This window comes from Corynebacterium sp. HMSC08A12 (assembly GCF_001807485.1).
Lineage (GTDB): Bacteria > Actinomycetota > Actinomycetes > Mycobacteriales > Mycobacteriaceae > Corynebacterium > Corynebacterium evansiae.
Window position 1 is genome coordinate 176,084 of record NZ_KV789168.1, and the last position, 16,162, is coordinate 192,245.

Here is a 16,162-nt window from a genome sequence, read left to right on the forward strand (position 1 = left end):
GCGCCTAGCCCTCTTCTCCGACTAGCAGGGTGAACAGCACCGCCATGCGCACGTGCACGCCCGCGGTGACCTGGTTCAGCACCACGGTCTGCGGGGCGTCCGCAACGTCGTAGTTGATCTCCATGCCGCGCAGCATCGGGCCCGGGTGCATGATGATGGCGCCTTCCTTCATACGCTCCGCGCGGGCCTGGGAAAGGCCGTAGCGGGTGGCGTACTCGCGGTGCGAGGGGAAGAAGCCGCCGTGCATGCGCTCGGCCTGCACACGCAGCATCATCACCACGTCTGCATCGGCGATCTCGCTGTCGAAGTCGTAGCTCACGCGCACGCTGTCCGGTTCCGCACCCCAGTGCTCAATACCCAGCGGCACCAGCGTCGGGGGTGCCACGAACACCACCTCCGCTCCGAGGGTCGTGAGCAGCTGCGCATTCGAGCGGGCCACGCGGGAGTGCAGGATATCCCCGACAATCACTACCTTCTTGCCGCTAATCTCCCCGATGCGGTTGCGCATCGTGGTGGCGTCCAAAAGAGCCTGGGTGGGGTGCTGGTTGGAACCGTCACCTGCGTTGATGATGGCCGTATCGTCTAGCCAACCGGCCACCTGCCGAGCCGCGCCGGAGGACGGGTGGCGCATGATGATCGCGTCGGCTCCCACGGCCTTCAGAGTCAGAGCGGTATCGCGCAGGGACTCGCCCTTCTTCACCGACGAGCTGGAGGCGGATATGTTGATGACGTCCGCGCTCATCCACTTGCCCGCGGTCTCGAAAGAGGAGCGCGTACGAGTGGAGTTTTCGTAGAACAGGGTGAAGATTGTGCGGCCGCGCAGCGTGGGCAGCTTCTTCATCTCGCGGCCTTCGAGGGCCTCGGCGAAGCGGTCGGCCTCGTCCATCAGGCCTAAGATCTCGGACTTGTTCAGATCGGCAATGCTAATCAGGTGCTTCATGGCTTAGTTGCTCCCTTCCCCAGTGCCTGGCCTGCGGGTCAGAACCACGTTGTCTACCCCGTCCAGCTCCGCGAGGTTCACCGTCACGTCCTCGTCGGCGGCGGTCGGAATGTTCTTGCCCACGTAGTCCGCGCGGATCGGCAGCTTGCGGTGACCGCGATCGATCAGCACCGCCACCTGCACGGCATACGGCCGGCCGATGTCCGTGAGGGCATCGAGTGCCGCACGGATGGAACGGCCACTGTAGAGGACGTCGTCGACCAGGACGACGATGGCGTCATCAATCCCCTCCGCGGGAACCTTGGTGGGTTTCAGCGCGCGGTGGGTGGTGTTGCGCAGGTCGTCGCGGTACAGGGTGATGTCCAGGGAACCCTGGAACACCTCTACCCCCGTGAAGTGCTGAATCTTCTCGGCCAGGCGGGCCGCAAGCGGCACTCCCCCCGATGGAATGCCGAGTAGAACTACGCGCCGGGAGTCTTCCCCATCCAGCGCCGTCTTTTCAATAATCTGGTGCGCGATGCGCGCGACAGTACGGGAAACTTGATCCGCGTCGAGTAAGGTGACGCCAGCTTCCCCAGCCGTCGAGTTCATCGTGACCTCCTTTCCCGCCTCTCTGTGCGGTCCGTTAAAGGATGTCTACTTTTGACGACTAGAAGTCTATCACGCTTCGCCGGATTCTTTGACGACCCCGTCGAGCAGCCCGTCCAGGTCGTCGGTGCGCTCTGCCTGCTCGGCCCTCTGAGCGGCGGCCGCGTCGGCGATCTTCATGTCCGCCTGCAGTTGCAGTTCCTTATTGATGCCGTCCAGCACCGCGTGGATGTAGCTGGGCGCCTTGTCGTGGGAGTACTCGCTGGCCAGCTCCACTCCCTCAACCACGGCAACCTGCGGCGGCACGTCGTCGTTGAACTTCAGCTCCCACGCCGCCACCCGCAGCACCGCGCGGTCGACGGCGGGAAGGCGATCCAGCCGCCAATCGCTGGACAGGTGCAGCGCAATGGCCTCGTCGAGTGCGTCCAGGTTCGTCGCCACGCCGGGCACGATCTGCTGGGTGTACTCCGGCACGGGCTTGACCTGGTTCGCGGAATCCTTGGCCAGCGAGATGCGCTCCTCGACGATCTCCACCGGGTCGATGTCACGGAACTCGGCCTCGAACAGGATGTCTACGGCGCGACGGCGCGCCTTGTAGCGCGAGCCGTGGCGCTTGAAGGAAGCGGCCTTAGCCGCCTTAGCTGCGTTAGCTGCGTTGCTTCCAGCTGTGTGTTCCTCAGTCATGGGTGAAAAACAGTCGCTGCCTTAGTTGTTTACGCGGGACAGGTACTCGCCGGTGCGGGTGTCTACCTTAACGACGTTGCCGGTCTCGAGGAACAGCGGCACCTGAATCTCGGCGCCGGTCTCCAGGGTGGCGGGCTTGGAGCCGCCGGTGGAGCGGTCGCCCTGCAGGCCCGGGTCGGTGTGCTCGATCTTCAGCTCCACGGATACCGGCAGCTCAGCGAACAGCGGCTCGCCCTCGTGGAAGGAAACCTGGACGCTGGTGTTCTCCAGCAGGAACTTCGCGCCCTCGCCCATCAGGTGCGGGGCCAGCTCGATCTGGTCGTAGGTCTTCTCGTCCATCAGAACGAAGCTGGTGCCGTCGTTGTACAGGTAGGTCATGTCGCGGCGGTCAACGGTAGCGGTCTCCACCTTCACGCCTGCATTCCAGGTCTTGTCGATGGTCTTGCCGGAGACGACATCCTTGAGCTTCGTGCGCACGAAAGCGGGGCCCTTGCCCGGCTTGACGTGCTGGAATTCGACGATCTGCTGCAGCTTGCCATCAACCTTGAGGACAAGGCCGTTCTTGAAGTCAGCGGTGGTTGCCACGAATGGTCTCCTTATTGAGATTGCGATTGCGAGTATTAAAAAATTTTTGGCTGCTACAGTCTAGCAGCCGGCCAAACCTAAACGACGATGAGTTCCGTCGGCGAGGCGTTGAAGCTACGCGCCCCATCGTTGGTGATTACGTACGTGTTCTCGATGCGCAGGCCCGTCTTGCCGGGGATGTAGATGCCCGGCTCGACCGTTACCGTCATGCCTTCTACTAGCTCTTCTTCGGGATTGACGCCCGCTGCTGCCCGCGGGGCCTCATGCACGTCGAGCCCCACGCCGTGTCCCGTGGAGTGCACGAAGAAGTCCCCATATCCGGCCTCAGTAATGACGTCGCGGCAGGCTGCGTCCACGTTACGCAGCGCCACACCCGGGGCCAGGATCGCCTCACCGGCCTTCTGGGCGCGGTAGACCACGTCGTAGAGTTCGCGGGACAGCTCGTCGGGCTCGCCCACGCAGACCGTGCGGGTCTGGTCGGAGGCGTAGCCGTCCAGATACACCCCGAAGTCCACGGTCACCAGGCCGGGAACGATTCTGTCGCGGGAGACTCCCGCGTGCGGCTTGGTGGCGTTCAAGCCGCTGGCCAGGATCGTGTCGAAACTCAGCCCGTCGGCTCCAGCGGTGCGCAGCTGAAACTCCAACTCGGCCGCCGCCTGGATCTCCGTGATGCCCTCGCGGATGCCGTCGTCCTCGATGAAGGAGCGCCACACGCTATCGGCCAGCTCGCCGGCGGCGGCCAGAGCCTCGACCTCGAGCTCGTCCTTGACCAGGCGCAGATCCTCCACCACCGATTCCAGCACCGGCGGGTTCCCCAACGCCCGGGCCTGGCCGTAGCCCAGGCTGGGTTCTACGGCGAAGTCCTCTCCCGCAAACTCGGCCGCGCGGTCGAACAGCTTGCCGCCGATTTCGATGGAGATGTCTTCCGGCTCGCCGGTCTCGACGCGGATCTGCGTATCGTAGCGCCCGTCCGTCAGCAGCAGGTGCTGGCCGTCCTCGCGGACCACCAATAGCGCGTTCGATCCAGAAAAGCCGGTCAGGTAGCGGACATTCTTCAAGTCGCTGATCAGCAAGGCTGCGTACTCGGAATCCTGGATCTTTGCGGTGGCCTTGTTGCGGCGGGTGCGGTAGGCGTCAAAAAATTTTTCAGACATGAACTCTCCAACTTCCCTTCAACAGTAACTAGCGGTGACTACTGTGCGAAGAACCGCAGGGCGGCGACGTATCCGTAGATGCCCAGGCCGGCGATCACTCCGCTGGCCAGGGGGCTTAGGTAGCTGTGGTGGCGGAACTCCTCGCGCGCGTGCACGTTCGAGATGTGCACCTCCACGAAGCCCGCGCCGTCGGCGATCTCCGCCAGCGCGTCGCGCAGCGCGACGGATGTGTGGGTAAAGCCGCCGGGGTTGATGATTACCGCGGCGCCCTCGTCGGCAGCGCGGTGCACGCGATCCAACAGCTCGCCCTCGTGGTTGGACTGGAAGAAGTCGACCTCGATGCCCAGGGAGGCCGCCTCGCGGGCCAGCAGATCCTCTACGTCGGCCAGCGTGGTGGTGCCGTAGACCTCAGGCTGGCGCTTTCCCAGCCGGTTGAGGTTCGGGCCGTTGATCACGCACACCTTCGGCGCCTGCGGCTGTGCTGCATTCATCGCTGTCTCCTCCTAGTTGGTTGTCTCTAGTTGGCTGTCGACCCTTTTAAGCTTCCACGCTAGCGGCGTAGGCCGCGCGCAGCAGCTCCTCGCTGGGCCCTTCCAGGCGGGTGGGCTTGCCGATCTGCTCGAGCACCACGAAGCGAATCTTGCCGCCCTTGTTCTTCTTGTCGCGCCCCATCGCCGCCAGCAGCTCGTCGAGCTCGGCGCCGTCGTAGCTGGTCGCCAAGCCTACCGAGTTTAGGATGTCGCGGTGACGCCGAACGTCTGCCTCGCTCAGCAACCCAGCCGCCTTGGCCAGCTCCGCCTCGAAGATCATGCCCACGGCAACCGCCTGGCCGTGGCGCCAGCGGTAGTCCTCGTGGTGCTCGACCGCGTGGCCGTAGGTGTGGCCGTAGTTGAGAATCTCGCGCAGGCTGGATTCCTTCAGATCCACCGCCACCACGTCGGCCTTCACCTGGATGGCTCGGGCGATCAGCTCCGGCAGGCTGCCGTGCGGATCCAGTGCGGCCTGCGGGTCGGCCTCGTAGATGTCCAGGATTCCCGTGTCCGCAATGAAGCCGGCCTTGACGATCTCCGCCGAGCCAGCGACCATCTCGGCCTCCGGCAGGGTCTCCAGAACCTCCAGGTCAACGATGACCGCGCTGGGCTCGTGGAAAGCGCCCACCAGGTTCTTACCTGCGGGGGTGTTGATGCCGGTCTTGCCGCCGACGGCGGCATCCACCATGGCTAGCAAGGTGGTGGGATAGTGCACGACCTTGATTCCGCGCATCCAGGTGGCGGCGATGAAGCCGGCCAGGTCCGTGGCGGCGCCGCCGCCCAGGCCGATGATGGTATCGGCGCGGGTCAGGCCAACTTGCGCGCAAACATCCCAGCACTCGGCGGCGGACTGGGCCGTCTTCGCCGACTCGGCGTCCTCGATCTGGTGGGTGTGCGCGGCGAACCCAGCTGCGGTCAGCCGTTTGGACAGCTCGTTGGCGCGGTCTGCGAGTGCGGGCTGGTGAATGATCAGGTAGTTGGCAGTGGCTCCCGCGGCCTTCAGGATCTCCTCGGTGGCGAAGTCGATGCCCCGGTCGATGACCACCTCGTAGGGCGACTGGGAGGCCACCTTGATGCGCTGCTGCTGAAAGTCTGCGGACTGTGCGTTGGTCATGGTTGGAGAGGATCCTTATGTGAGTTCTGATTACGGGGCCGGAATATTGGACCCGGACTAAAGGGTCCGGGTTGGGTGGGAAGCATCGCGGTCGTTGAGGCGCTCCAGGCGCACCTCTTCGATGAACATCAGGATGTCGGTGACCACGCGGCGCGGCTCCTTGCCGTCGCAGCGCACCATGAAGTTGGAGACTTCCTCGTAGTACGCAGAGCGCTGCGCAAAGAGCTGTGCGTACTTGCTCCGCGGGTCGGCGACGTTCAGCAGCGGCCTGGTGTTCGAGCCGGAGGTGCGTCGCACCCCCTCGTCGATGGAGACGTTGAGGTACACCACCGTGTGGTCGGCGAGCAGGTTCCGGGTGCTTTCGGTCACCACTGCCCCGCCGCCGAGGGAGACGATTCCGTCGGTCTGCAGGGCTTCAGACACCACGATGGCCTCTTGTTCGCGAAAACCCGGCTCCCCGAGCTCGCCCATGATCTGGTTGCAGGTCTTGCCGAGCTTCTCCTCGAGCATGTGGTCGGTGTCCACGAGCTGCAGGTTTAGGGCGTTGGCCAGGCGCTTACCGATGGTTGTCTTGCCGGAGCCCGGCAGCCCCACCAGCACTGCGCGGGGGCTCATCGGATTTCTCCGTCCGCCACTTCCCCGTCGGCCACGTCGCTGGCCGCAGCGGACCAGTCGAGGCGGGTATCTACGTACTCCAGGTAGGACTGCACGTTGCGCTTAGTCTCCTCTACGGAGTCTCCGCCGAACTTCTTCAGCACGGCGCGGGCCAGCACCAGGGCGACCATGGTCTCGGCCACCACACCGGCAGCCGGCACAGCGCACACGTCGGAGCGCTGGTGGATGCCCGTAGCGGCCTCGCCAGTGGCCATATCCACTGTCTTCAGCGCGCGCGGGACTGTGCTGATCGGCTTCATGGCGGCGCGGACGCGCAACTCCTCGCCGTTGGTCATGCCGCCTTCCAGGCCACCGGCACGGTTGCTCAGGCGGTGTACGCCACCGCCTGCAGTCGCCTCCATCTCGTCGTGCGCCTCCGAGCCACGGCGGCGGGCCTCCTCGAAGCCATCGCCGATCTCCACACCCTTGATCGCCTGAATGCCCATGAGGGCGGCAGCCAGCTGGGCATCCAGTCGCTCGTCACCGGAGACGTGGGAGCCCAGGCCGATCGGCAGGCCCTTAACAACGACCTCGACGATGCCGCCGAGGGTATCGCCGGACTTCTTGGCGGCCTTGATCTCGTCGATCATGGACTCTTCCGCGGCTGAATCGAAGGCGCGCACCGGCGAGGCGTCGATGCCCTCCAGGTCGGAAAACTCCGGGCTCGGCCCCTCATAGGGCTCCGAGCGGCCGATGCTGATGACGTGCGAGAGGACCTCCACGCCCAGCACCTCGCGCAGCAGCGCGCGGGCAAAAGTTCCGGCGGCCACGCGGGCGGCGGTCTCGCGGGCGGAGGAACGCTCCAGGATCGGGCGCGCCTCATCGTGGTCGTACTTCACCATGCCGGAGAAATCGGCGTGACCCGGTCGCGGGCGGGTCAGCTTCGCACCGCGACCGCTGGCCATCTCCTTGGCAACCTCCGGATCCGACTCGTCGATCGGGTCGGCGGACATGATCGTGGTCCACTTCGGCCACTCGGTGTTGCCGATCATCACGGCCACCGGGCTGCCGAGGGTCTTGCCGTGGCGCACGCCGCCGACGAAGGTCACTTCGTCGGCTTCGAACTTCATGCGAGCTCCGCGGCCGTAGCCCAGACGGCGGCGAGCCAGCTGATAAGAAACGTCTTCCCGAGTTACCGACAAACCGGCCGGGAGGTTCTCGATCATCGAAATGAGGGCCTGGCCGTGCGATTCACCTGCAGTAGTCCAACGAAGCATAAAGAGCATGATACAGGCCATATGCAGCCTTAGCTTCAATGACGTCCCGGATTATTAACGGAAGATTAATGACGCCACCACCACCGCCCCCGTCGCCACCAACATCGCCGGGCCGTGGGGGCTGGCCCTATCGCGGCCTGCTCTTTGCCCTCCGCGAAGGAAGCAGTGCATCACACCGCTCAATCCCAGCGCGGCCACGGCGCCCAACGGAGCGACAATTGCGGCCAGTGTTCCCGTCGTAAGCGCGAGCTTTGCATCCCCGCCACCCGCCATCAGCCGAGGGTGCAGCAGCGGAAGCCCGAAGGCCACCGCCCACCAGGCCACCCCGCCGAGTAGAGCCCAGTGGTTTGCGCCCGGTATGGCTAAGGGCACGAGCCCGGCAGCGGGTATCGCGGGAAGGGTCAAATAGTTCGGCAGGCGGGAGGTGCGGGCGTCAATAAGAAAAAGGGCGATAGCCCACGGCAGGAAAGGCAGCAGCGGCCACCAGGAAAGAAGCGAGGTTGCATTCACGCTTCAGAAGGTTAACCAGGCGCGCGGACAGGCCCCCGTGCGCGCGGCTTCGAGAAAGTCCGGCCTGTGGAGAGCGGAAAGTTATCCACAGGGGCGAGAAACTAGGCTTGCCCCTTGGCTCGCAGCACGGTATCTAGCATGAGTCCTTCCGGGGCAGGATGGCCCGTGAACAGGCGGAACTGTTCCTCGGCCTGGCCCGCCAACATGCGCAGACCGTCGGCGTGCGGGATCGACTTTGCCTGAGCCGCAGAAAGCAACGGCGTGGGATAAGGGTCGTAAATCACGTCCACGATGCCCGCGGCGGCGCACAGCCCCTCGGCCAAATCCTCGGCGGCGTGGGCTGGGATCGTGGAAATCACGGCGGCGGCATCGGCACAGATCCCAGCGATGTCGGCCTCCTCGAAGCGGGACCAAGAAAAATCCATGCCCAGGGTTTCCACCACGGCCTGCAGGTTCAAGGCGCGTTCGGAGCGAGCCAGCACCGTCACCTCGGTGACCCCGGCGGCCGCCAGTGCTGCAACGGCCGGGCGGGCAGTGCCTCCGTTGCCGACGATCACCGCTTTACCGTCCTGCAGAGCGGAAGTGTCTCCGCCGTAGAGGTGCTCCAGGCAGCGGGTCACACCGTCCACGTCGGTATTGTCGGCCAGCCATTGGCCATCGCCCTGCGGCACCAACGTGTTGGCGGAGCCGATCTCCTGGGCTCGGTTCGTCGCCAAATCCGCCAACTCCAAGGCCGCCTGCTTGCCGGGCATCGTCACGGAGAAGCCGCGGACCTGATCGCCGGACTCGCTCAACAGACGGCGAATGTCGCGCGCTTCCCCCGCCTCCACGCGGTAGTAATCCATCTGCAGCCCCAGCGCGCCGTATCCGGCGTTGTGCAGTTGCGGGGACAGCGAGTGTTCGATCGGGCTGCCCAGCACCGCGCAGCGCATGCCGGGCGTCTCCAGGAACTCATCTACCGACAGCACGTGGCCTGCGGCGGACATACTAATTCACCCTTTGCTCTTAGGTTTGCTCTTGATCTTGGCTTAAGTTCTAGCGGTTCGAATCCAGCACACCGTTGCGGCGGGATTCCTCGATTGCCCGCTCGTGCGCGTCAAAGTCGCGGTTGAAGACGGTGCGGCCGTCGCGGTCTACGGTAACGAAGTACAGCCAGTCGCCTTCGGCTGGGTTCTCGATCGCGTGCAGAGCCTGCAGGCCAGGCGAGGAGATCGGGGTGTCCGGCAGCCCCTCCTTGGCATAAGTGTTCCACGGGGTCGGGCGCTTACGATCCTCGTCGGTGGTGGCGACCTCAACCTCGCTCAGGTCGTAGTTCACCGTCGAGTCAAACTCGAGCTTTTGGTTTACGTCCAGGCGGTTCAGGATCACGCGCGCAACCTTGTCGAAGTCGCCCTCCGGAGCCTCGCGCTCCACCAGGGAAGCCGCCACCAGCATGTCATAGGGGCTTAAGCCCACCTTCTCTGCAGAAGACAGCAGTCCGGTGTTCTCGTACTGCTCCTTGGAGGTCTTCAGCAGAGACTTCAGGATCTCCTCCGGACTACTGGTCGGGTCGAACAGGTGCACACCCGGGGAAATCAGACCTTCGATGCGCTTCGGGTCATCGCCGCGCGCGTTCACCTTGTCCAAAGCCCAGTCCGCGATCTCCAGTTGTTCCGGCGGGGTCTGGGCCGCGGCCTTCTGCAGGTCTTCGACAGACACACAGGTGTGCTCGTCCTGGCAGGTCTGCTCGGAGACCAGAGTGAAGATGCCCTTGCGGTTATCGCCGTCGACCACCTTGACGTCTTGGAGGGTCAGACCGTTGGGAATATCGACTACACCCCGGCGCCGGTCATCGCTGGACAGCCACTCCAGAGCCTTATCGGCAGACATCTGCTCTTGCAGTGGGTAGTAGCCCGCCTGCAGTTCGGGATCCTTGCGCTCCGCGGCAGACATCAGGGCGCGGCGGGAGCCCACCACGTCCTTTTCCACCAGTTGTTCGGCCAGGCTATCCACGGAGTCGCCCGGGCTCACGCGCACCATGACGACGTTGCCGTTGCCCTCCCCCTCGTAATCACGCACGGCCACAACGTCGCGCTGGTACCAGACGTAGGCGCAAGTGCCAACCAACAGAACGACCAGAGCGATAGCCAGCGCGGCCGCCATCTGACGGCGCCGTCTAAACTTCGGCTGCATGTTACGGGTCGATCCCATAGATCCGTGTGGCCTTTCGTACAGGGTTTAGTCTTGAGTGTGCTCTTGAGTTTGCTCTATAACGTCAAATACGAGCTGAGCCCAACGATGTTAAGCGTCGCCGGTCATTTTCTCACGAATTGGTAAATTTTAGGAAAGCGCGCGCCGCCGCGTGTCTAACCACCCCTGCAGAATATGTACTGCTGCTGCTTGGTCGATCTTCTTTCTGCCTTTTTTACTATTGACGCCAGAGGCGTGAAACGCATGCGTAGCGGCCATCGTAGACATTCTTTCGTCCACCATGCGCAGCGGAATATCCGGCAATTCTTCTTTAACTAAGCGGGCAAATTCCTCGGCATTAAGGGTGCTTTGTGTATGGTTCCCGCGCAGCGCGACCGGCAGACCAACTACGATCTCCACCACGAAATTCTCCCGGCAGATCTCCGCGACGCGCCGCACATCCGCGTCGTCTGCGGTGGCCTGGACGGTCTCCACCGGAGTGGCCAGGATGCAGTCCGGGTCCGAGATCGCCACCCCAATGCGCACGGTGCCCACGTCGAGGCCGAGCCTCCGGCCGCGGCCCGGGTCGGTGGCTGGGTCTGGTTTTTCGGTCTGCATCAGCGAAAACTCCCCGGCCGACTATCCGCGCAGCGCGCTCTTGACGGCCTCGATACCGGCGGAGATGCCGGCGGCGTCCGAACCAGAGCCCTGTGCCATGGCCGGCTTACCGCCACCGCGACCGGCAACCTTCTCCCCGAAGGCCTTGACGAGCTCGCCGGCCTTGATGCCCTTGTCCACAGCGGCATCGTTCGCAGCGGCGACGAAAGGAACCTTCGCGCCGTCCACGGAGGCGAATACCACGACGGCGGGCTCGGAGCCCAGACGGTTCTTCGCATCCATGGCGAGGGTGCGCAGGTCGCCTGCAGCAACGCCTTCCGGCAGCTGCTCGGCCAGTACCTTGACCTCGCCGATAGTTTCGGCCTTCTCCACCAGCTGGCCTACCTGCCCCTGCAGCTGCTGCGCACGCAGCTGCTGGATCTGCTTCTCGGCGGCCTTCAACTTGGCAGTAAGCGCGTCGATGCGCTCCGGCAGTTCCTCGCTCGGGGTCTTCAGGCTGGTCGCCAGGCCGGCCACCAGAGACTTCTCGGTGCTGAGGAAGCGGAAGGAATCCATGCCGGTGTAGGCCTCGATGCGGCGCACGCCGGAGCCGACGGAGGACTCACCGAGCACGGAGATCGGGCCGACCTGGGAGGAGTGCTCCACGTGGATACCGCCACACAGCTCCATGGAGAACGGTCCGCCGATCTCCACGACGCGCACCTCGGAGCCGTAGTTCTCGCCGAACAGAGCCATGGCGCCCATCGCCTTGGCCTCCTCCAGGGAGGTCTCGATGGTGTTCACCTGGTAGTCGCTATCCACGGCGCCGTTGGCGATCTCCTCAATCTGGTTCAGCTGGTGCTCGGTCAGCTGCTCGCCGTAGTTGAAGTCGAAGCGCAGGTAGCCCGGCTTGTTCATGGAGCCCGCCTGGACGGCTGTCGGCCCCAGCACCTCGCGCAGGGCGGCGTGGATCAGGTGCGTGCCGGAGTGCGCCTGGCGTGCCTGGTGGCGCCACGCCTTGTCCACCGTGGCCTGCACCTTCTGCCCCACGGCCAGCTCGCCGCCACTGACGGTCACGTGGTGTACCCAGACCTTCTTGCCGACCTTCTGTACGTCCTCCACTCGGGCAGCGCCCGAGGTGGTGGTCATCTCGCCGCGATCGGCCATCTGGCCGCCGGCCTCGGCGTAGAACGGGGTGCGGTCCAGGATCACCTGAGCAGCAGCGCCCTCCGGGACAGTCTCCACCAGCGCGCCGTCGCGGATGATGCCCAGCACGGAGGCCTCGTCAGCCAGGTTCTCGTAGCCGGTGAACACGGTCGGGTGGTTATCCACGAACGGGCGGTAGATCGTCTGATCCACGTGGCCCAGCTTCTTGGCGTTGTTATCGGCCTTTGCACGAGCCTTCTGCTCCGCCATCAGGTCGTGGAAGCCGTCAATGTCCACCTTCAGGCCGGCCTCGGCGGCCATCTCCTGGGTCAGGTCGATCGGGAAGCCGTGGGTGTCGTGCAGGGAGAAAGCAACGTCGCCCGGGACGGTGCCCTCGCCGCGCTCCTTGGCGCCGTGGGCCCAGTTGTCGAACATCTGGGAGCCGGATTCCAGGGTCTTCAGGAAGGACTTCTCCTCGGCCAGAGCCACGGCGCGAATGCGCTCGTAGTTCTCGGCGATTTCTGGGTAGGAGGGCGTCATGGTCTCCCGCACGGTGTCCATGAACTTCTCCAGGGTCTCCCCCGTTGCGCCCAGCAGGCGGGCGGAGCGGATGATGCGGCGCAGCAGGCGGCGCAGAATGTAGCCGCGTCCCTCGTTGCCGGGGGTCACGCCGTCCAACATCAGCATCAGACCGGTGCGGGAGTGGTCGGCGATCACGCGGAAGCGCACATCGTTGGCCTGGTCTGCGCCGTACTTGGCGCCGGTGACCTCCTGGGCCACGTCAATGACGGGGCGCAGCAGGTCGGTCTCGTACACGTTGTCCACGTCCTGCAGGATGCAGGCGACACGCTCGATGCCCAGGCCGGTATCGATGTTCTTCTTCGGCAGCTTGCCGACGATCTCGAAGTTGCCCTTGCCCAGGCCCTCACCGCGCTCGTTCTCCATGAACACGAGGTTCCAGATCTCGATGTAGCGGGTGTCGTCGACGATCGGACCACCCTCCTGGCCGTGCTCCGGGCCGCGGTCGTAGTAGATCTCCGAGCAGGGTCCACACGGGCCGGGAATGCCCATGGACCAGTAGTTGTCCTCCATACCGAGGCGCTGGATCTTGTGCTCGGGTACGCCGATCTTCTTGTTCCAGATCTCCGCCGCCTCATCGTCGTCGGTAAAGACGGTGACCCACAGGCGCTCCGGATCCAGGCCCAGGCCGCCTTCTTCCACCGGGTCGGTCAGCAGCGTCCAAGCGTGCGTGATCGCGCCTTCCTTGAAGTACGCACCAAAGGAGAAGTTGCCCGCCATCTGGAAGAACGTGTTGTGGCGGGTGGTGATGCCGACCTCGTCGATGTCCAGGGTGCGCACGCACTTCTGGATGGAGGTCGCCGTGCCGTTTTCAAACGGTGGGTTCTGCTGGCCCAGGAAGTAGGGCTTGAACGGAACCATGCCGGCGTTCACGAACAGAAGGTTCGGGTCGTCCAGGATCAGCGATGCGCTGGGTACCTCGGTGTGCCCGACCTTGGTGAAGTGCTCGATGAAGCGCTGGCGGATCTCATGCGTTTGCACGGTGGCTTTACCTCGTAGAGTTCTATGTCGACTGTAAATGGAATGCGTACATTCTACCCCCGGGTCAGAAAGGAGCGAACGATAGCCCTAAGGCTACTCAAGCGCGCGGCAATGGTCTTTTCATGGCCGTGGGTTGTCGGCCGGTAGTACACCGCGTCCTTCAGATCGTCCGGCAAGTACTGCTGCGGCACCACGCCCTTCGGATCGTCGTGCGGATAGACGTATCCCACCGCGTTACCCAGCGCCTTCGCCCCCTGGTAGTGGCCGTCGCGCAGGTGAGCCGGCACTGCCCCGCCCTTGCCCGCCTGCACGTCCCCAATGGCGGAGTTGATGGCCGCGATCACTCCGTTGGACTTCGGCGCGGTCGCCAGGTGGATCGTGGCCTGAGCCAGGTTGAGCCGTGCCTCCGGCATGCCGATGAAGCTCACCGCGTGATAAGCCGCCACCGCCACCTGCAGCGCCTGCGGATCAGCCATGCCGATGTCCTCGCTGGCGTGGATCACCAGCCTACGGGCGATGAAGCGCGGATCTTCGCCGCCTTCCAGCATGCGGGCTAGGTAGTGCAGCGCGGCGTCCGGATCCGAGCCGCGGATGGATTTAATGAAGGCACTGGTGATGTCGTAGTGCTGGTCGCCGTCGCGGTCGTATCGCGCCACTGCCTTGTTAAGGGACTTTTTTACTTGTGACGCCACCAGCTCCGCCACGCCGTCCTCCCCTTCCGGCTCGACTCCCTCGGCCGCGGCCTCCAGGTACGTCAGGCTACGGCGGGCGTCCCCTGCCGCCATGGCGACGAGCTGGTCCATGGCCTCGGGGGTCACCCGCAGTCGGCCGGCGTATCCGCGCTCATCGTCGAGAGCGCGCTGCAGTACGGTGCGGATGTCGGCGTCACTAAGAGAAGAAAGTTGGACAAGCAACGACCGCGACAAGAGCGGCGAGACCACAGAGAACGAGGGGTTCTCGGTGGTGGCGGCGACCAGCAGCACGGTGCGGTTTTCGACGGCGGAGAGCAGCGCGTCCTGCTGGGTTTTGGAGAATCGGTGCACCTCGTCGATGAACAGCACGGTGTGCTCGCCCATGACCAGGCGCTTGCGGGCCTGCTCGATGATCGCGCGGACTTCCTTGACGCCGGAGTTCAGGGCGCTCAAGGCCTCGAAGCGGCGGCCGGAAGCCTGGGAGATGAGGCTGGCGATGGTGGTTTTTCCGGTGCCGGGCGGGCCATAGAGGATGACGGAGGTATCGCCGTGGCCTTCGATCAGGCGGCGCAGCGGCGAGCCCGGGCCGAGAACCTTGTCCTGCCCCACCACCTCATCGAGGCTGCGGGGGCGCATGCGAACCGCCAGTGGGGCGTGGGAGCCGGGGTGAAAATAGGCCTCAGCCGAGTGCGCGTCGGCGCCGCTGCCCTGCTGACCTTGGGAAAACAGATCGTCCATCGGCTTTAGGCTGCGGGCGCTACTCGTCGCGCTCGTTCGGGAAAGCTCCCAGCTGCGACAGCACCTTCAACAGGACTCGGGCGAAGCCACCAATCGCCTCGAAGTCTTGGGAGTCGCGGCGGCGGGAGAAGCGCTCGATGGCCTCCACCGTCGTGGCCAGGTCCTCGAGCTGCTCCTCCGACATGTGGCGGATCGAGCGCGAAACCTCCTGGTTGTCGGATTCTTCACCGAAGACGAACGAGGAGTGCTTGGCCACGGAAAGCCGGCCGTAGTACATCATGATCAACGACAGGAATGCCCAGCCGATAAGGGCAGACATGACCCAGTCGTGGAAGACCTCGTCGTCGGAGATTGCAGGCCAGATCTGCTGGGCCTCCGCCCGCCAGGCGGCGAGGAACTCCGTGGTCTCCGGCTCGTCCAAAGCCGGGGTGGAATTGTCCTGGGGGAACCCCGCCACCACGCAGGCGACGTCGAAGGCCGCGTCCCGGAAACCGGCCCACTCGTAGTCCAGCAGCACGATGTTGTCCGTGAGCATGACGTTGTCGGGCGCCAGGTCGAAGGGGGTGAAGACCAGAAACTCGGACTTGTTCTGGCGCTCGACGGCCTTGGTGGCGTAGCGCTGTACCACCGGGTCGATGGTCAGGCCGTTGGAAATCATGAGGTCCACGCCCGACTGGATGAGCTCGCCGACGTTGATGTCGGACTCTTCGATCGCCTCGGGGCTGATGTGGTGGCGCTGGCACTGGCGGCGCATCAGGGTGGAGTAAGACTGCGCGCCACCGAACGTGGCGGCGTGCATTTTGCCCAGCGAACGGCCGAGCTTACGCAGGGCTCCGATGCGGGACTTGGAATCCTGGAGCGTAAGCACGTCGGTAAAGCTCGTGCCGTCGCCCGCGTCCGACAGAATCAGCAGGCGCTGGTCGATGTCATAAGCCAGCAGTACAGGGCCGGGGCGTACCGTCTCCGCCAGAGTATTGGTGTACTGGTAGGCCACGACCTCGCGGAGCATGCCGAGGGCATCCGGACCGAACTCCCCTGCATCGCCGGCACCGTCGCTGCCATCAGCGTTCGCGGCGGCCGCGTCCCCTTCGCTTTCCGGCGGCAGCTGCTTGATAACCACCGTGCGTTCCTGCAGGAAGGGGTCGGCGGAAATCCGGCAGCGCAGAACCATCGAGGAGCCACTGCCACCCAGATCCTGCGGATCGCTGAGTTCGGGTGAACCTCCGAAGCGGTTCGCCAAAACCTGGGTTGCCGCCTCGACAGTGGACTCGACTGATTGCACTA

The 16,162-nt window shown here is 64.5% G+C and carries 16 protein-coding genes; all 16 read right to left on the reverse strand.

The window, feature by feature from the left end; all coding sequences use genetic code 11:
* Nucleotides 1-4 precede the first annotated feature (4 nt).
* The 16 genes from HMPREF3166_RS02705 to HMPREF3166_RS02780 all read right to left on the reverse strand — a co-directional run bounded on the left by HMPREF3166_RS02705 (nt 5) and on the right by HMPREF3166_RS02780 (nt 16,160).
* Nucleotides 5-940 carry an aspartate carbamoyltransferase catalytic subunit gene (locus tag HMPREF3166_RS02705; RefSeq protein WP_011273596.1) on the reverse strand — a complete coding sequence of 312 codons (936 nt, stop codon included), beginning with the start codon at nt 938-940 and terminating at the stop codon, nt 5-7.
* Between the two features lie 3 nt (nt 941-943).
* Complete coding sequence (gene pyrR, locus HMPREF3166_RS02710; protein WP_035010400.1) at nt 944-1,531, reverse strand: bifunctional pyr operon transcriptional regulator/uracil phosphoribosyltransferase PyrR; 588 nt, start codon at nt 1,529-1,531, stop codon at nt 944-946.
* Between the two features lie 69 nt (nt 1,532-1,600).
* Nucleotides 1,601-2,212, reverse strand: coding sequence for a transcription antitermination factor NusB (nusB, locus tag HMPREF3166_RS02715; RefSeq protein WP_070487542.1), 612 nt, complete (start codon nt 2,210-2,212; stop codon nt 1,601-1,603).
* A 21-nt stretch (nt 2,213-2,233) separates the two neighbouring features.
* Complete coding sequence (gene efp, locus HMPREF3166_RS02720) at nt 2,234-2,797, reverse strand: elongation factor P (protein WP_034987927.1); 564 nt, start codon at nt 2,795-2,797, stop codon at nt 2,234-2,236.
* Nucleotides 2,798-2,874: 77 nt separating this feature from the next.
* Entirely contained in the window at nt 2,875-3,951 is a 1,077-nt protein-coding gene (locus tag HMPREF3166_RS02725; protein ID WP_070487544.1) for a M24 family metallopeptidase, read from the reverse strand.
* Nucleotides 3,952-3,989: 38 nt separating this feature from the next.
* Entirely contained in the window at nt 3,990-4,442 is a 453-nt protein-coding gene (aroQ, locus tag HMPREF3166_RS02730; protein WP_070487546.1) for a type II 3-dehydroquinate dehydratase, read from the reverse strand.
* Nucleotides 4,443-4,488: 46 nt separating this feature from the next.
* Nucleotides 4,489-5,595 carry a 3-dehydroquinate synthase gene (gene aroB / locus HMPREF3166_RS02735; RefSeq protein WP_070487548.1) on the reverse strand — a complete coding sequence of 369 codons (1,107 nt, stop codon included), beginning with the start codon at nt 5,593-5,595 and terminating at the stop codon, nt 4,489-4,491.
* Nucleotides 5,596-5,652: 57 nt separating this feature from the next.
* Nucleotides 5,653-6,210 carry a shikimate kinase gene (locus HMPREF3166_RS02740; protein WP_035003838.1) on the reverse strand — a complete coding sequence of 186 codons (558 nt, stop codon included), beginning with the start codon at nt 6,208-6,210 and terminating at the stop codon, nt 5,653-5,655.
* Nucleotides 6,207-7,466: a chorismate synthase gene (aroC, locus tag HMPREF3166_RS02745; RefSeq protein ID WP_141741115.1), complete on the reverse strand. Its 1,260-nt coding sequence runs from the start codon at nt 7,464-7,466 to the stop codon at nt 6,207-6,209. Before aroC ends, HMPREF3166_RS02740 begins: the two co-directional genes overlap by 4 nt.
* A gap of 54 nt (nt 7,467-7,520) precedes the next feature.
* Nucleotides 7,521-7,976, reverse strand: a complete 456-nt coding sequence (locus HMPREF3166_RS02750) for a prepilin peptidase (RefSeq protein ID WP_049049940.1) — start codon at nt 7,974-7,976, stop codon at nt 7,521-7,523.
* Nucleotides 7,977-8,077: 101 nt separating this feature from the next.
* A complete protein-coding gene (locus HMPREF3166_RS02755; RefSeq protein ID WP_070487552.1) occupies nt 8,078-8,962 on the reverse strand; it encodes a shikimate dehydrogenase in 885 nt (294 codons plus the stop codon).
* Between the two features lie 49 nt (nt 8,963-9,011).
* A complete protein-coding gene (gene mltG, locus HMPREF3166_RS02760; protein WP_241476829.1) occupies nt 9,012-10,166 on the reverse strand; it encodes an endolytic transglycosylase MltG in 1,155 nt (384 codons plus the stop codon).
* 129 nt (nt 10,167-10,295) lie between these two features.
* Entirely contained in the window at nt 10,296-10,763 is a 468-nt protein-coding gene (ruvX, locus tag HMPREF3166_RS02765) for a Holliday junction resolvase RuvX (RefSeq protein WP_049049937.1), read from the reverse strand.
* Nucleotides 10,764-10,784: 21 nt separating this feature from the next.
* Nucleotides 10,785-13,448, reverse strand: coding sequence for an alanine--tRNA ligase (alaS, locus tag HMPREF3166_RS02770; RefSeq protein ID WP_070487554.1), 2,664 nt, complete (start codon nt 13,446-13,448; stop codon nt 10,785-10,787).
* A gap of 53 nt (nt 13,449-13,501) precedes the next feature.
* Nucleotides 13,502-14,878 carry a replication-associated recombination protein A gene (locus tag HMPREF3166_RS02775; protein ID WP_049049935.1) on the reverse strand — a complete coding sequence of 459 codons (1,377 nt, stop codon included), beginning with the start codon at nt 14,876-14,878 and terminating at the stop codon, nt 13,502-13,504.
* 19 nt (nt 14,879-14,897) lie between these two features.
* The gene (locus HMPREF3166_RS02780) at nt 14,898-16,160 is read right to left on the reverse strand and encodes a phosphotransferase (RefSeq protein WP_049049934.1); all 1,263 of its coding nucleotides are present in this window, start codon (nt 16,158-16,160) and stop codon (nt 14,898-14,900) included.
* Nucleotides 16,161-16,162: the final 2 nt, after the last annotated feature.

Excerpts from the sequence above, each read along its gene's own strand:
- HMPREF3166_RS02705 (WP_011273596.1), bottom strand. The coding sequence starts at position 940 with ATGAAGCACCTGATTAGCATTGCCGATCTGAACAAGTCCGAGATCTTA.
- pyrR (WP_035010400.1), bottom strand. The coding sequence starts at position 1,531 with ATGAACTCGACGGCTGGGGAAGCTGGCGTCACCTTACTCGACGCGGAT.
- nusB (WP_070487542.1), bottom strand. The coding sequence starts at position 2,212 with ATGACTGAGGAACACACAGCTGGAAGCAACGCAGCTAACGCAGCTAAG.
- HMPREF3166_RS02725 (WP_070487544.1), bottom strand. The coding sequence starts at position 3,951 with ATGTCTGAAAAATTTTTTGACGCCTACCGCACCCGCCGCAACAAGGCC.
- aroQ (WP_070487546.1), bottom strand. The coding sequence starts at position 4,442 with ATGAATGCAGCACAGCCGCAGGCGCCGAAGGTGTGCGTGATCAACGGC.
- aroB (WP_070487548.1), bottom strand. The coding sequence starts at position 5,595 with ATGACCAACGCACAGTCCGCAGACTTTCAGCAGCAGCGCATCAAGGTG.
- HMPREF3166_RS02740 (WP_035003838.1), bottom strand. The coding sequence starts at position 6,210 with ATGAGCCCCCGCGCAGTGCTGGTGGGGCTGCCGGGCTCCGGCAAGACA.
- aroC (WP_141741115.1), bottom strand. The coding sequence starts at position 7,466 with ATGCTTCGTTGGACTACTGCAGGTGAATCGCACGGCCAGGCCCTCATT.
- HMPREF3166_RS02755 (WP_070487552.1), bottom strand. The coding sequence starts at position 8,962 with ATGTCCGCCGCAGGCCACGTGCTGTCGGTAGATGAGTTCCTGGAGACG.
- mltG (WP_241476829.1), bottom strand. The coding sequence starts at position 10,166 with ATGGGATCGACCCGTAACATGCAGCCGAAGTTTAGACGGCGCCGTCAG.
- ruvX (WP_049049937.1), bottom strand. The coding sequence starts at position 10,763 with ATGCAGACCGAAAAACCAGACCCAGCCACCGACCCGGGCCGCGGCCGG.
- HMPREF3166_RS02775 (WP_049049935.1), bottom strand. The coding sequence starts at position 14,878 with ATGGACGATCTGTTTTCCCAAGGTCAGCAGGGCAGCGGCGCCGACGCG.